Source organism: Limnobaculum allomyrinae, assembly GCF_016649425.1.
Classification (GTDB): domain Bacteria; phylum Pseudomonadota; class Gammaproteobacteria; order Enterobacterales; family Enterobacteriaceae; genus Limnobaculum; species Limnobaculum allomyrinae.
Window position 1 is genome coordinate 300,367 of record NZ_JADRCR010000001.1, and the last position, 13,271, is coordinate 313,637.

General features: G+C 41.3%; 15 protein-coding genes. 7 read left to right on the top strand and 8 right to left on the bottom strand.

What is annotated here, in order from left to right; all coding sequences use genetic code 11:
- Positions 1-11 precede the first annotated feature (11 nt).
- Positions 12-803 carry an enoyl-ACP reductase FabI gene (fabI, locus tag I2494_RS01340; protein ID WP_218465761.1) on the top strand — a complete coding sequence of 264 codons (792 nt, stop codon included), beginning with the start codon at positions 12-14 and terminating at the stop codon, positions 801-803.
- An 81-nt stretch (positions 804-884) separates the two neighbouring features.
- Here fabI and ppnP read toward each other — a convergent pair whose 3' ends face one another.
- Entirely contained in the window at positions 885-1,169 is a 285-nt protein-coding gene (gene ppnP / locus I2494_RS01345) for a pyrimidine/purine nucleoside phosphorylase (RefSeq protein WP_130591354.1), read from the bottom strand.
- A 246-nt stretch (positions 1,170-1,415) separates the two neighbouring features.
- On the opposite strand from ppnP, the gene I2494_RS01350 reads away from it, so the two are divergent.
- Both I2494_RS01350 and I2494_RS01355 read left to right on the top strand, forming a co-directional pair.
- On the top strand, positions 1,416-3,359 hold the full coding sequence (locus tag I2494_RS01350; RefSeq protein WP_228350803.1) for an exoribonuclease II: 1,944 nt from the start codon (positions 1,416-1,418) through the stop codon (positions 3,357-3,359).
- A gap of 159 nt (positions 3,360-3,518) precedes the next feature.
- Positions 3,519-3,779, top strand: a complete 261-nt coding sequence (locus tag I2494_RS01355; RefSeq protein ID WP_218465759.1) for an Arc family DNA-binding protein — start codon at positions 3,519-3,521, stop codon at positions 3,777-3,779.
- Positions 3,780-3,866: 87 nt separating this feature from the next.
- Here the strand turns inward: I2494_RS01355 and cspE (I2494_RS01360) are convergent, their stop codons facing one another.
- Entirely contained in the window at positions 3,867-4,076 is a 210-nt protein-coding gene (cspE, locus tag I2494_RS01360; protein WP_130591357.1) for a transcription antiterminator/RNA stability regulator CspE, read from the bottom strand.
- Between the two features lie 453 nt (positions 4,077-4,529).
- Between cspE (I2494_RS01360) and I2494_RS01365 the strand changes: the two genes are divergently transcribed.
- Entirely contained in the window at positions 4,530-5,048 is a 519-nt protein-coding gene (locus I2494_RS01365; protein ID WP_218465758.1) for a M48 metallopeptidase family protein, read from the top strand.
- A gap of 5 nt (positions 5,049-5,053) precedes the next feature.
- Here the strand turns inward: I2494_RS01365 and I2494_RS01370 are convergent, their stop codons facing one another.
- A complete protein-coding gene (locus tag I2494_RS01370; RefSeq protein WP_218465757.1) occupies positions 5,054-5,230 on the bottom strand; it encodes a YoaH family protein in 177 nt (58 codons plus the stop codon).
- Positions 5,231-5,384: 154 nt separating this feature from the next.
- On the opposite strand from I2494_RS01370, the gene I2494_RS01375 reads away from it, so the two are divergent.
- From I2494_RS01375 to I2494_RS01385, 3 genes are all read left to right on the top strand, one after another.
- Positions 5,385-5,960 (top strand): CoA pyrophosphatase, encoded by a 576-nt coding sequence (locus I2494_RS01375; RefSeq protein ID WP_218465756.1) that lies wholly within the window; start codon positions 5,385-5,387, stop codon positions 5,958-5,960.
- 274 nt (positions 5,961-6,234) lie between these two features.
- Positions 6,235-7,602: an L-serine ammonia-lyase gene (locus I2494_RS01380; protein WP_218465755.1), complete on the top strand. Its 1,368-nt coding sequence runs from the start codon at positions 6,235-6,237 to the stop codon at positions 7,600-7,602.
- A gap of 218 nt (positions 7,603-7,820) precedes the next feature.
- Positions 7,821-9,068: a mechanosensitive ion channel family protein gene (locus tag I2494_RS01385; protein WP_218466024.1), complete on the top strand. Its 1,248-nt coding sequence runs from the start codon at positions 7,821-7,823 to the stop codon at positions 9,066-9,068.
- 36 nt (positions 9,069-9,104) lie between these two features.
- Here the strand turns inward: I2494_RS01385 and rlmA are convergent, their stop codons facing one another.
- The 5 genes from rlmA to I2494_RS01410 all read right to left on the bottom strand — a co-directional run bounded on the left by rlmA (position 9,105) and on the right by I2494_RS01410 (position 13,148).
- Positions 9,105-9,926 (bottom strand): 23S rRNA (guanine(745)-N(1))-methyltransferase, encoded by an 822-nt coding sequence (gene rlmA / locus I2494_RS01390; RefSeq protein ID WP_218465754.1) that lies wholly within the window; start codon positions 9,924-9,926, stop codon positions 9,105-9,107.
- 183 nt (positions 9,927-10,109) lie between these two features.
- Positions 10,110-10,316, bottom strand: a complete 207-nt coding sequence (locus tag I2494_RS01395) for a cold-shock protein (RefSeq protein WP_130591363.1) — start codon at positions 10,314-10,316, stop codon at positions 10,110-10,112.
- Between the two features lie 199 nt (positions 10,317-10,515).
- Positions 10,516-10,725, bottom strand: coding sequence for a transcription antiterminator/RNA stability regulator CspE (gene cspE / locus I2494_RS01400; RefSeq protein ID WP_047780981.1), 210 nt, complete (start codon positions 10,723-10,725; stop codon positions 10,516-10,518).
- Between the two features lie 290 nt (positions 10,726-11,015).
- Positions 11,016-11,942, bottom strand: a complete 927-nt coding sequence (locus I2494_RS01405) for a Kdo(2)-lipid IV(A) acyltransferase (protein WP_218465753.1) — start codon at positions 11,940-11,942, stop codon at positions 11,016-11,018.
- A gap of 210 nt (positions 11,943-12,152) precedes the next feature.
- Positions 12,153-13,148 carry a bile acid:sodium symporter family protein gene (locus tag I2494_RS01410; protein ID WP_218465752.1) on the bottom strand — a complete coding sequence of 332 codons (996 nt, stop codon included), beginning with the start codon at positions 13,146-13,148 and terminating at the stop codon, positions 12,153-12,155.
- Positions 13,149-13,271 lie beyond the last annotated feature (123 nt).

Sequence of the window (13,271 nt, forward strand, 5' to 3'; positions counted from 1 at the left end):
GGATCATAGCTATGGGTTTTTTAACCGGTAAGCGCATTCTGGTTACTGGCGTTGCCAGCAATCGTTCAATCGCCTTTGGTATTGCACAAGCAATGAAACGTGAAGGTGCAGAACTGGCGCTGACTTATCAGAATGAAAGACTGAAATCTCGCGTAGAAGAGTTTGCTAACGAATTGGGCTGCAAGATCGTATTACCATGCGATGTTGCTGAAGATTCAAGCATTACTGAGCTGTTTGCTCAACTGGCTAAAGTATGGCCTAAATTCGACGGTTTCGTTCACTCTATCGGTTTTGCTCCTGGCGACCAGTTAGATGGTGACTATGTAAACGCGGTAACTCGTGAAGGCTTCAACATTGCTCACGATATCAGCTCTTATAGTTTCGTAGCACTGGCCAAAGCTTGCCGCAGCATGTTAAATCCGGGCTCTGCATTACTGACCCTTTCTTATTTAGGGGCTGAACGCGCTATTCCAAACTATAACGTAATGGGATTAGCTAAAGCTTCTCTGGAAGCTAACGTTCGCTATATGGCTAACGCAATGGGGCCTGAAGGAGTTCGTGTTAACGCAATCTCCGCTGGCCCAATTCGCACATTAGCCGCTTCCGGCATCAAAGACTTCAAAAAGATGCTGGCTCACTGTGAAGCTGTTACTCCAATTCGTCGTACTGTGACCATTGAAGATGTAGGTAACTCAGCAGCATTCCTGTGCTCTGACCTGTCTGCAGGCGTGAGTGGTGAAGTTCTGCACGTTGATGGTGGTTTCAGCATCGCTGCAATGAATGAGCTTGAGCTAAAAGCCTAATCCTCACATAATTTCGGCTTACTGCTGATGCGGTAAGCCGAAATATTCTTAACTACATTCTTAACTACAAATCAGAAATTATTATAAATAGCGGCACAGATAGGCCGTACTCTCACATACCTGAACGTTAAACTCACTTTTCCCCGGTACATGGAATGACTCCCCTGCGGAAAACACCGTCCATTCCGTCGCACCCGGCAGCAGCACTTTAAGAGAACCAGTAATCACTGTCATCTCTTCAGGTTGTGCTGTACCAAAGTTATATTCACCTGCCGCCATCACCCCTACGCTGGAACGACCAATGCTCCCATTTTCAAAGCCAATCGATTTTACTTTTCCGGCAAAATATTCATTTACATTGAGCATAATTGGGTACCTGATGTGAGTTGTAAAACAGAATCTTTATATTAAGAAAATCAGTGAATTATTGTCACAAACAAAATGTCAGTTTGTGAAGCATAACCGATATTCACCTTTTTATTATCGGACTTCACTATCATGACATATCAATTAATTGCGGTAAACGACAGGATAAGCTTGCTCCCGACACGCCTTTTGTGTAAAACAAGCCATCATAAAAATGGTTAACTCATTGAATAGCGCTCCTCATATATGTTTCAAAATAACCCGCTGCTCGCTCAGCTTAAACAGCAACTTCATGCTAATACTCCACGGGTTGAAGGCATTGTTAAGGCCACCGAAAAAGGTTTTGGCTTTCTTGAAGTAGATAATCAGAAAAGCTACTTTATTCCACCGCCTCAAATGAAGAAAGTTATGCATGGTGACCGTGTTTCCGCCACCATTCATACGGAGAAAGACCGTGAGTTAGCAGAACCGGAAACGCTAATAGAACCCTTTCTGACACGTTTTATTGGTCGTATTCAGCAAAAGAATGACCGGTTAATGGTGATCCCCGACCATCCAATGATTAAAGATGTCATTCCATGTAAACCAGTAAAAGGACTGACTCACACTTTAATTCAGGGGGACTGGGTCGTTGCGGAGATAACCAACCATCCATTGAAAGATAATCGTGGATTTCAGGCGCAAATCAATGAGTACATTACCCATGGAGACGACCATTTAGCACCATGGTGGGTGACATTGTCACGTCATCAGTTAGAGCGAGCTGCGCCAGAATGGACGTCAGAAACTATTCAGGATGATGGAATTGTTCGCCGTGATTTAACCGAGTTAAACTTTGTCACTATTGATAGCGAATCTACCGAAGATATGGATGATGCGCTATACGTTGAACAACTGGATAACCAGTTGCTTCGACTATCCATCGCTATTGCCGATCCAAGCGCTTACGTGAAGCCCGGAAGTGAGCTGGATAAGACAGCATTAAAACGAGCGTTTACCAATTATCTGCCGGGTTTCAATATCCCGATGCTTCCAAGAGAACTATCGGATAATCTTTGCTCCCTATTGCCTAACCAACGTCGTCCGGCACTGGTTTGTCAGGTAACCCTCTCTCCAGATGGTTCAATCAGTGATGATATTGCGTTTTTCTGTGCCTGGATAACATCTAAGGCGAAACTGGATTATGAAAAACTCTCGGACTGGATTGAAGGTATTGACGGCTGGAAACCAGAACAGCCGGAAATAGCGCAGCAAATAGAGTTACTACATCAGGTTGCACTACGCCGTATCTCTTGGCGAACAGAGCATGCATTGGTATTTAAAGATCGGCCTGATTATCGCTTTATTCTCGGCGAAAATGGTCAGGTATTGGATATTATTACTGAATACCGCCGTATTGCTAATCGTATTGTAGAAGAGTCAATGATTGTGGCTAATATATGTGCCGCTATTGTGCTGAAAACACGATTAGGTTATGGGATCTTTAACGTCCATGCAGGTTTCGACCCTACTCTGGTCGATCAGGCTATCAATATTTTGGAGCTCAATGGGGCTGAGTTTGATAAAGAAAAGATCCTGACACTTGATGGATTTTGCGAACTACGCCGCTTCCTGGATAAACAACCAACATCCTATTTAGATAGCCGTATTCGCAAATACCAAACCTATGCGGAGATCAGCACTACGCCAGCGCCACACTATGGTTTGGGACTGGAAGCTTACGCTACCTGGACTTCTCCAATTCGTAAATATGGCGATATTATTAATCATCGCTTATTAAAAGCACTCATTCACGACAGTCCATCCACAGCACCGGATGAAAGTGTAATGCAACCGTTGACAGAACGCCGTCGGGCTAATCGTATTGCAGAGCGAGATGTCAGTGATTGGTTATATGCGCGCTTTTTACAAGATAAAGCAGGAACGGACATTCGCTATCAGGCAGAGATTATGGATATCTCCCGCGGCGGCATGAGAATTAAGTTGCTTGAAAATGGTGCAGTGGCATTTATTCCGGCTCCATTTATTCACCCGGTACGTGATGAACTGGTGTGCAGCGCAGAGAACGGTACCATACAGCTTAATGGCAATGTGATTTATCGTCAGGGTGATTCGCTGGAGGTCACTATTGCAGAGGTTCGAATGGAGACTCGTAGCATCATCGCTCGTCCCGCTCCATCACTCTCTTAACGCCATCTCTTATTCTTATCTTTTGAATGCGCGCTGATTTTCAGCGCGCATTTATCTTTTATTGCTGATTATCCTTTATCCGCTACATTAAAGAGGTTATAACGTTATCAACAGCTAATGTTTTACTCTTCCTTCATATAGTCAAACGGGAGCATCATTATGACGATTACTTCGCTGAGCGTACGAATTCCCGCTGAGTTAAGGGCAAAATTAAAAGCCCAGGCAGAACACAATAAACACTCAATGAACGCTGAAATTATCAAACGACTGGAAGAGAGTTTTACCAGTCAGACCGAAACAGCGCCCTCTGTAAGCAAAAAAAAGAGTGCTGGTAGCGTAGAGCTCCCCGCTTCTGATGTGAATCGTATTCGTAAGGTACTGAAGAAAGCGGTAAAAGAGCTGAAGAAAAAAGCTGATTAAGTCATAAGAGCTCTGTTCTGACTATTTTCAGGCAATAAAAAACCCGCTCAATGCGGGTTTTTGGCAATACGGTTATTGTGTAATAAATTACAGAGCAACAACTTCAGCCGCAGACGGGCCACGTGGGCTGTCTTGAATAGAAAATTCAACATGCTGGCCTTCGGCCAGAGTTTTGAAACCATCATTAACGATAGCAGAGAAATGAACGAACACATCTTTGCTGCCATCAGTTGGAGTGATGAAACCAAAACCTTTACTTTCGTTGAACCACTTAACGTGACCAGTTTTCTTAGACATTACAAAATTCCTATTGATGTTTAACCTGCCAAAAGGCACGAAAGGTCGGTAGTTGTGGTTACTTATGTTAAGCACTGAAGAAGAGAACCTGGAAGAAGTTAAGGATAACGAACTTGCCGGGAATACTTGATTCAAAATGACTTATCTGAAGTAGCTCTATTTTACTGACCAAAAACATTACCGCATATCCAATAAATTTAGGCAAGGTGTTTTCAGCAACTGAATAAAAAATTAGATCAAGAGCACATATTTTTGTTTTTTAATTGCCATCGAAACGGTTAAGCAAATACTTATCAATGTTCTTATCCTAATATTAATTAGGCATCAGGTATAATGAGACATTAATTTCATTAATCAAACTAATCCCACTAATCTGTAATGCAGAAAAACTTATTAACTGTTAGAATGAAAGACCTATTTATACTATAAATTGATTTGCACAAGAAAAATAACGTGAATTCCCTTCCCTATCTCGCAGGCTACCCGGAACACCTCAAACTACAGGTAGCTCAACTGGTTAAACAAGAAAAATTAGGCGCTTTATTACTAAGCCGTTACCCTGCGCCACATATCTACGTCACCGATAAAATGCTATATCAGTATGTGACTGAGATAAAAAACCAATACATGAAGAATGCTCAATTAGTTAACAAAGTTTGTTATGACAATAAAATTCACATTATCAAACATGCATTAGGCTTGCACACTTCAATATCCCGAATTCAGGGTAGTAAATTAAAGTCAAAAGCAGAAATAAGAATATCAAATTTATTCAAATCAGCGCCTGAAGCATTATTACGAATGATCGTGGTGCATGAATTAGCCCACTTAAAAGAGAAGCAGCACAATAAAGAATTCTATAATCTATGCTGTTATATGGAACCAAACTACCATCAATTGGAGTTAGATACCCGACTTTATCTTACTTACCTGGAGAAATGTGGTGCGCTTTATTCTGATGCTAATTCGTAAAAGAATTATTCATCATCAAAAGAGGCAAAAGTTTGCTCGCCCTGATGTGTTTCTCTAATCTCTTTGGCTACCAGAGCAATAGCTTCTCCACTGCTCATTCCTTCGGCCATTAATTGCTGAATGCGTTCTACAGCGTCTTGCTGCTGATCGTGACGAAGTGCATGTGAACCGATCGTAGTCATATATTTCTATGTTCCCGGTAGGATAAAACAGCTTTTTTGCGCAATTGCACAAAATCATTTTACTAACGGCTATAATAGCACAGAATGAAACATCGCCGGGAATATCTCCCGTTAATCTCGGCTATTTAACCAGAAATTTCAGTGATAATGGCTAATGAGCGATATTCTTCAACATTTTATCCAACGTTTTCAGCTTCAATTACCGCCTCCGGCCTATGACACTCATCAGCTACGAAAAGCCGCGGTATTAATCCCAATAATTAATGGCAGGCCCCCTTCCTTGCTGTTAACTAAACGTTCTTCGGCTTTGCGTAAACATCCGGGTCAGGTCGCCTTTCCCGGTGGTGCAACCGATGATACAGATATATTGCCAGAGACTACTGCACTCAGAGAAGCCTATGAGGAGGTTGGTCTTAATCCGGGAAACGTTGAGATTATTGGTCAGCTCCCTGCAATGGACAGCGTAAGTGGTTTTCAGGTAACCCCGGTTGTGGGGGTATTACCTCCCGGATTAAGTTTCAGTAAAAATCATTATGAAGTAGAGAGGCTGTTTGAAGTCCCACTGGATTATGCTTTAAACAGTGATAACTATCATTTCATTGATATTGTTCGCCGCGGTAAACCTTTACGTGTCTACTTTCTTTATTATGCTGATAATTTGATCTGGGGACTTACCGCCGCTATTCTCCAACGCTTATCAATTCAAGTTAAAGGCTTTATATCTTATTAATTAACAAGTAATTAAAGTTTCTTGCAACTAATTTCCTTTTGAGTTTTAACTGATTAGAAAGCCAGCAATCACCGTCAAGAATATACCTTTCAATACACTATATTTATAGCCGAACACTATGCAAAAAGACTATAATTAGCTTATGAGCCAAGATGAAATCTTATTCAGATAATTTCAGGCAGGTCATTTGACTGATGAATATCCATAATATTTCTGGTGTTATTTAACACTTCGGCCAAATGATTAAACAAGTTTACCTACTGAGGAGTTTTGTGTGATTAGCGTTTTCGACATGTTCAAAATTGGTATTGGCCCATCCAGTTCACATACCGTTGGTCCGATGAAAGCGGGCAAAGAGTTTGTCGATGATCTCTGTCATAAAGGGCTAATCTCTTCTGTCAGTAAAGTCGTCGTGGATGTTTACGGCTCCCTTTCGCTGACAGGCAAAGGTCATCATACAGATATTGCAATTATTATGGGTTTGGCGGGTAATTTACCCGCCACAGTAGATATTGATTCCATTCCTGGTTTTATTCGTAATGTAGAAACGACTGAGCGTCTCCCTCTGGCTAATGGCCAACAGGAAGTTGATTTCCCTCGCCAGGGTGGCATGGTTTTCCACAGTGATAATCTACCATTACATGAAAATGGTATGACAATTACCGCTTTCGCCGACAATAAAACGATTTATACCAAAACCTATTACTCTATTGGCGGTGGTTTTATTGTTGATGAAGAAAACTTTGGTAAAACATCTGAAAACGAAGTGACGGTACCTTACCCGTTCAAATTTGCATCAGAACTGTTAGATTTATGCAAACATCATGGCCTGTCTATCTCTGGCCTGGTGATGCAGAACGAACTGGCTATGCACAGCAAAAAAGAAATCGAAACTTACTTTGCGGCTGTATGGCAAACCATGCGTGATTGTATCGATCGCGGCATGAATACCGAAGGTGTTTTACCAGGCCCATTGCAGGTACCACGCCGAGCAGCACCACTGCGTCGCATGCTGATCTCTTCTGATAAGTTGTCTAACGACCCAATGAATATTATCGATTGGGTTAATATGTTTGCCTTAGCTGTAAATGAAGAGAATGCTGCTGGTGGTCGTGTTGTTACAGCCCCAACCAATGGTGCCTGCGGTATTGTACCTGCGGTTCTGGCTTATTATGACCATTTTATCCAGCCAGTAAGTCCAGAGGCTTATATTCGCTATTTTATGGCATCAGGCGCTATCGGCACCCTGTACAAAATGAATGCTTCCATTTCTGGCGCTGAAGTCGGCTGCCAGGGAGAAGTGGGAGTAGCCTGTTCAATGGCTGCTGCTGGATTGACTGAGTTACTGGGTGGTAGTCCTCAACAGGTTTGTGACGCTGCTGAAATCGGCATGGAACACAATCTGGGATTAACTTGCGACCCTGTCGCAGGGCAAGTTCAGGTACCTTGTATTGAACGTAACGCTATTGCCTCGGTTAAGGCGATTAACTCAGCGCGTATGGCACTACGTCGTACCAGTGAACCTCGAGTATCACTGGATAAGGTGATTGAGACTATGTATGAAACCGGTAAGGATATGAATTCCAAATACCGTGAAACATCACGTGGTGGATTGGCTATTAAAGTTGTTCACTGCGATTAATATCATCCTGGCGCCCTCTTATTGGTTGAGAGGGCGTTTATAATATTCTGCACTTCTCTAACTTATTACCTGCCGATCAACACAATTGCCTGTTTTCCCGATTAATTCTCTATCCGACATTGACACCACCAGATAAATCATTAGGTTAATAGCTGTATTTCAGTTAATGGCTCAATTTTTGCCTGCTGAATTTGGTTTTTTATATGGAGAAGAAGTTAATGCGGGAATATTTACTGCTTATTTTAAGCAAATTGGGCGTTGAAGCCACACCAATGATTATCCTGGTGCTGACACTAACCATGATCATCTTACTTTCTGTGGTTATTCACCTGTTTCTTCACCATGTTATCCTCAAAAGCATGAGAAAAAGTGAGGCTAAAAACCATAAGTTTTGGCGTCAGTTACTTATCGAACATAACCTGTTTGATCGTTTATCTTTTGTATTGCAGGGTATTATTGTTCACGTGGTTTCATCCTTATGGCTAACGCGCGATCCGGAAGTTCTGGAGTTTATTCTTACCTGCGCGCAGTTATGGATTCTGATTTATGGTCTGCTTTCTCTGTTTTCTATGCTGGATACGCTACTTAGCTTGTCTCAGAGAACTAAAATTGCCAGTCAGTTACCGTTAAAAGGTATTTTCCAGAGCATTAAACTCATTGCTGCTATTTTCATTGCTATTCTGATTATTTCAATTTTAATTGGTAAGTCCCCTGCTCTGTTACTCAGCGGTTTGGGGGCAATGACCGCAGTTCTGATGTTGGTATTTAAAGATCCTATTTTAGGGTTAGTTGCCGGCATTCAATTGTCGGCTAACAATATGCTAAAAATTGGCGACTGGCTGGAAATGCCAAAATATGGTGCTGATGGTGCGGTATTAGATATTGGCTTAACCACAGTGAAAGTTCGTAACTGGGATAATACGGTTACAACCATACCTACTTATGCTCTGATTTCCGACTCGTTTAAAAACTGGCGTTCTATGTCAGAATCCGGCGGTCGTCGCATCAAACGTAGCATCAGAATTGATGCTACCAGCGTCAGTTTTTTATCACCTGACCAACAGCAGTCGCTACAGCATAGCTACCTGCTTCAACCTTATATAGAGAGTAAAGCAAAAGAGATCGATCAATATAATCATCAGCACCATATTGATCTAAGCCTGCCGATTAATGGTCGTCGGTTAACTAACCTTGGCACATTACGCGCTTATATACACGCTTACCTTAAAGCTCATCCGGGAATTCATCAGAATATGACCTTAATGGTCAGACAGTTAGAGGCAAGCTCCGAAGGCATTCCTTTGGAAATTTACGCCTTTACCAATACGGTTGCCTGGGTTGAGTATGAAGGTATTCAATCGGATATTTTCGACCATATCTTCTCTATCATTCCACAGTTCGGTTTGCGATTGCATCAAACACCGACCGGTAGTGATATGCGGGCAATGGTTAACAATCTGGCTTAAAAATGAGATGTTCTACGGGGCTTTAGGCCCCGTTTATTATTTTTTGCGGTATAAACGGATGTAAAAATCCGTTTCACAATAAAAATCAGGATTATCAGAAAGTTCAGCGATCAATTGCTCTGAGGCTTTCCAGGCAAATGGCGTCATTTGTAGTAAATTAACCGCCTGCTCACCCGGTAAATTCAATTTATAGCTTAAACGCTGACTTTCTATCAGACAAAACCCTTCTATTTGTTCCTCGTTATCCTGATGAGGTTGAGGGGTTTGATAAATAAGCCCTTTAAGCTGTATCAAATGATTGGGGGCGGGAGTGACAGCAACGACTAAACCTTCTGACTTAATGACTCTGCTAAGCTCCTGAGCCTTACAAGGAGCATAAATTCTCAATACCGCATTCATCGATTGATCGCTAAAGGGTAAAAGATGGCTGGATGCGACACAAAACTCAGCTGAAGTGTAACGCTTAGCTGCTGAACGTATTGCACCTTTAGCAATATCCAGCCCATACACCGTAATATCTCGGCGTTGCTTTAGTTTTTCAGCCAGAAATCCCGTGTAATAACCCTCACCACAGCCTATATCTAATAGCGCCTGAGGAGCCACATCATTAGATAATGAATTATCCAATAACGAGAAAATGGCATCTCTTAATGGTTGGTAATAGCCCGCATCCAGAAACTGGCGGCGGGCCTGCATCATCATTTGGTTATCACCAGGATTTTTAGATTTTTTATGCTGAACGGGCATCAGGTTCACATACCCTTCTTTTGCCCGATCGAACTGGTGGCGATGAGTGCACTGCCATACCTGATTGTCCAATTGCAACGGGTGGTGACAAAGTGGACATTGATATTGCATAGCGAAATCCTGACGAAAATATTGGATACCGGAAAAACCGATATATCAGTAAATAAAATTTTTATGAAGGAAGTATAACATTAAAGCAGCAAGGTTTGAGAGGCGTGCTAATTGTGATTTAACACGTTAATAATGCAGAAACTCTAATTAATCTCTTCCTCCATATCATTGTCAATTAACTGGTTAAAATGCGATAACATCCGTTGCTAACAGACCGCGGGAAGTTTTATAAGTAGAAAACTCTACGTTTTGCCCTTCAGTCAATGATTTAGTTGATGTCGCAATTGATTTACGATCTACGTACAGTTCGCTACTACCATCAAGTGGAGTAATTAAACCGATACCTTGGTTTTTATCAAACCATTTTACGAGTCCCATTCTTAGGGTCATATTTTTTACCTCTTAATTTGTTCAGTTATTTTATTTCCTTCTACAGTAAGTTTTTACAACATCTGTACCTGGAATATCAGGTTCAAGTAATTTTCTGTTCCAAGACCACAAAAAAACCCGCATCAGCGATGCGGGTTCCTTGTCACTGAAGCTAAGAAAGTCAGAGACTTATCTTATCTTCCTTAACGTTTGCTGCTAATTACAGAGCAACAACGTTTGCAGCTGCTGGACCGCGTGGGCTGTCTTGAATGGTATATTCAACTTTCTGGCCTTCAGCCAGAGTTTTAAAACCTTCACTAGCGATAGCAGAGAAGTGAACGAATACGTCTTTACCACCATCATCTTGCTCAATAAAACCAAAACCTTTGCTTTCATTGAACCATTTAACTTTGCCAGTTTTCTTGGACATCTTTACTTACCTTTAAATTAGTTAACCTGCCATACATCATAGGGTATAGGCATTATGGCCAGATTTTCAGAGTCATTACTTATGGAGGCACTAAGAAGATGTTCGTCTAATAAGCGAAATCAAAAGATAACGGCTTTAAGAAGGAACTGCTTTACTCTAATGTCGTACATAAATAGGTCTGTAGCACAGGCCGGTTCACATTTACTCATAATGAACCACATAACGCAAGCGATTTCTCACTCTTTTGGGTAAAACAACGTAACTGGTTACTTTTCACCCTTATAAATTGATTAATAAAGAGATATCTCACCTGCTGGCCGCGTCTTAAATCGACGATGTAGCCACATATACAACTCAGGTGCTTTCAATATTTCTTTCTCAACCACTTTATTCATAAATTTTGCTGCTTCTGTGGAGTTATCCATCGGGAAGCCGGTTGGTGGTTCTGTAACCATTACCGTATAACCACTACCATCAGTATGCCGTTTTGGCGTAAAGGGCAATATAACCGGATTAGCCTGACGCATTAATATGCTGGTTCCAATGGTTGTTGCTGCTTGAGGAACGGCAAAGAATGGTGCAAAGACACTGTTACGTGGGCCGTAATCATGATCGGGAGCATACCAAAGTATCTCTCCTTTGCGCAGTTCACGAATCATGCCTTTAATATCATGCCGGTCAATAAAATACTTATTTGAACGACTGCGACCTTTACACTGAACCCAATCCATCAATTTGTTATTATGTGGCCGATAAACACCAACACCCGGATTATACATACCGTATATGCGCCCCCCTAACTCGAGGGTTAAAAAATGGACGCCGACCAGCAACACCCCTTTTCCATCGGCACGAATACGCGACATGATCTCAATATTATCAACTTTACACCATTTCTTGATTCGGTTATCAGACCAAAACCAGGCCATTCCTGTTTCCAGTAGCCCCATACCTAATGATTCAAAGTTTTCAACCAACAGTTTTTCTCTATCGTCTAAACTCAGGTTTGGAAAACACAGCTCCAGATTCCGCCGGGCAATATGCTTACGACGCTTTAAAAAGCGCATTGACAGATGACCTGTCCGGGTACCAATAAAATGAATCACTGGGTATGGTAACTGCACTAATAAATAGAGCGTAATAAGTCCAAACCAGGTTAACCAATATTTTGGCATCAGGTAGGAGTAATGAAATTCAGGTTGTTTAAATTTCGACATTCAGGTTCTGCTTTCTCTTGCTGCAAGGCAGCGCTAATGGACAAACTTAGCCTTTGTTCAAATAGATATTAATAGGCTAAAGAGATAGCAAATTAACGTGTAATTGAGACAACGCTGTGCATACTGTATGACAACGGCTTGATAAGCAAGTTCTTATCAAGACAATTATTTACATAAAATAACACTTTTTATAATTAAAGATTGTCACGGTTATTTATAGGCTGATGATTCTTTCATTATAGCGATTTTTCTTGCATAGCGCTGTGCTAAAAATGCACATACCATCAGTTGAATTTGATGAAAGATCATCAAAGGTAACACCATCATTCCGACGGATGCGGCAGGGAAAAGCACATTAGCCATAGGTATGCCATTGGCCAGACTCTTTTTAGATCCACAAAATATAATCGTTATTTCATCCTGGATACTAAAACCCATCCATTTAGCCAGACAGGTATTAATAGCTAATACAATTACTAATAGTAATATTGAGAAAATAATAATAATTAACAAGGACCATTGATTAACCTGATGCCATATTCCACCAATAACGGCATCGCTAAAAGCAGTATAAACCACTAATAATATGGAACTGCGATCGGTGGTATTAATTAGTTTTTTATATTTTTCAATCCAATTAACAATAAAGGGACGAGAAAGGTGTCCAATAATAAAGGGCAACATCAATTGTATTACAATATCAATAATTGCCTGTACTGTGTCCTGCTCCCCCTCTTGTGTATGCATTAACAGTCCAACCAGAATAGGTGATATGAATACGCCTAATAAACTCGATGCTGAAGCACTACACACCGCCGCCGCTACATTACCACCAGCAATCGAGGTATAAGCAATCGCTGACTGAACGGTGGCAGGCAAAGCACAAAGATAAAGAAAACCCAGATAGATACCTGTTGACATCAGGTCAGGTACAAACACTGACAAACCAAGACCCAATAATGGAAACAGGACAAATGTGCTGGCAAAAACAATCAGATGTAGACGCCAGTGTCGAATACCATTAAGGATATTTTGCCGCGAAAGTTTTGCTCCATGCATAAAAAATAGTAACGCAATTGCCGCTTTTGTCAGATATCCAAAAAATACTCTGGCATCCCCTTCACTGGGAAAGAGCGTTGCTAAAATCATTACGCCAATCAGCATTATCAGGAAAGAATCGACCTTTAAAAACTTTAACCACGACATGGATAACAACCTTCAACAACAAACCTAATCAATAGAATCTGGTAATCTATGCGGTTTTAGCAAAAATGCAAATTTCGTCATGACGCAAACGATACCTATCCTTCATTATCAGCAGATTTGCCA

What these genes read in the sequence shown, in the direction of transcription:
- fabI (WP_218465761.1), top strand. Translation starts at nt 12, where the DNA reads ATGGGTTTTTTAACCGGTAAGCGCATTCTGGTTACTGGCGTTGCCAGC.
- ppnP (WP_130591354.1), bottom strand. Translation starts at nt 1,169, where the DNA reads ATGCTCAATGTAAATGAATATTTTGCCGGAAAAGTAAAATCGATTGGC.
- I2494_RS01350 (WP_228350803.1), top strand. Translation starts at nt 1,416, where the DNA reads ATGTTTCAAAATAACCCGCTGCTCGCTCAGCTTAAACAGCAACTTCAT.
- I2494_RS01355 (WP_218465759.1), top strand. Translation starts at nt 3,519, where the DNA reads ATGACGATTACTTCGCTGAGCGTACGAATTCCCGCTGAGTTAAGGGCA.
- cspE (WP_130591357.1), bottom strand. Translation starts at nt 4,076, where the DNA reads ATGTCTAAGAAAACTGGTCACGTTAAGTGGTTCAACGAAAGTAAAGGT.
- I2494_RS01370 (WP_218465757.1), bottom strand. Translation starts at nt 5,230, where the DNA reads ATGACTACGATCGGTTCACATGCACTTCGTCACGATCAGCAGCAAGAC.
- I2494_RS01375 (WP_218465756.1), top strand. Translation starts at nt 5,385, where the DNA reads ATGAGCGATATTCTTCAACATTTTATCCAACGTTTTCAGCTTCAATTA.
- I2494_RS01385 (WP_218466024.1), top strand. Translation starts at nt 7,821, where the DNA reads ATGCGGGAATATTTACTGCTTATTTTAAGCAAATTGGGCGTTGAAGCC.
- rlmA (WP_218465754.1), bottom strand. Translation starts at nt 9,926, where the DNA reads ATGCAATATCAATGTCCACTTTGTCACCACCCGTTGCAATTGGACAAT.
- I2494_RS01395 (WP_130591363.1), bottom strand. Translation starts at nt 10,316, where the DNA reads ATGACCCTAAGAATGGGACTCGTAAAATGGTTTGATAAAAACCAAGGT.
- cspE (WP_047780981.1), bottom strand. Translation starts at nt 10,725, where the DNA reads ATGTCCAAGAAAACTGGCAAAGTTAAATGGTTCAATGAAAGCAAAGGT.
- I2494_RS01405 (WP_218465753.1), bottom strand. Translation starts at nt 11,942, where the DNA reads ATGTCGAAATTTAAACAACCTGAATTTCATTACTCCTACCTGATGCCA.
- I2494_RS01410 (WP_218465752.1), bottom strand. Translation starts at nt 13,148, where the DNA reads ATGTCGTGGTTAAAGTTTTTAAAGGTCGATTCTTTCCTGATAATGCTG.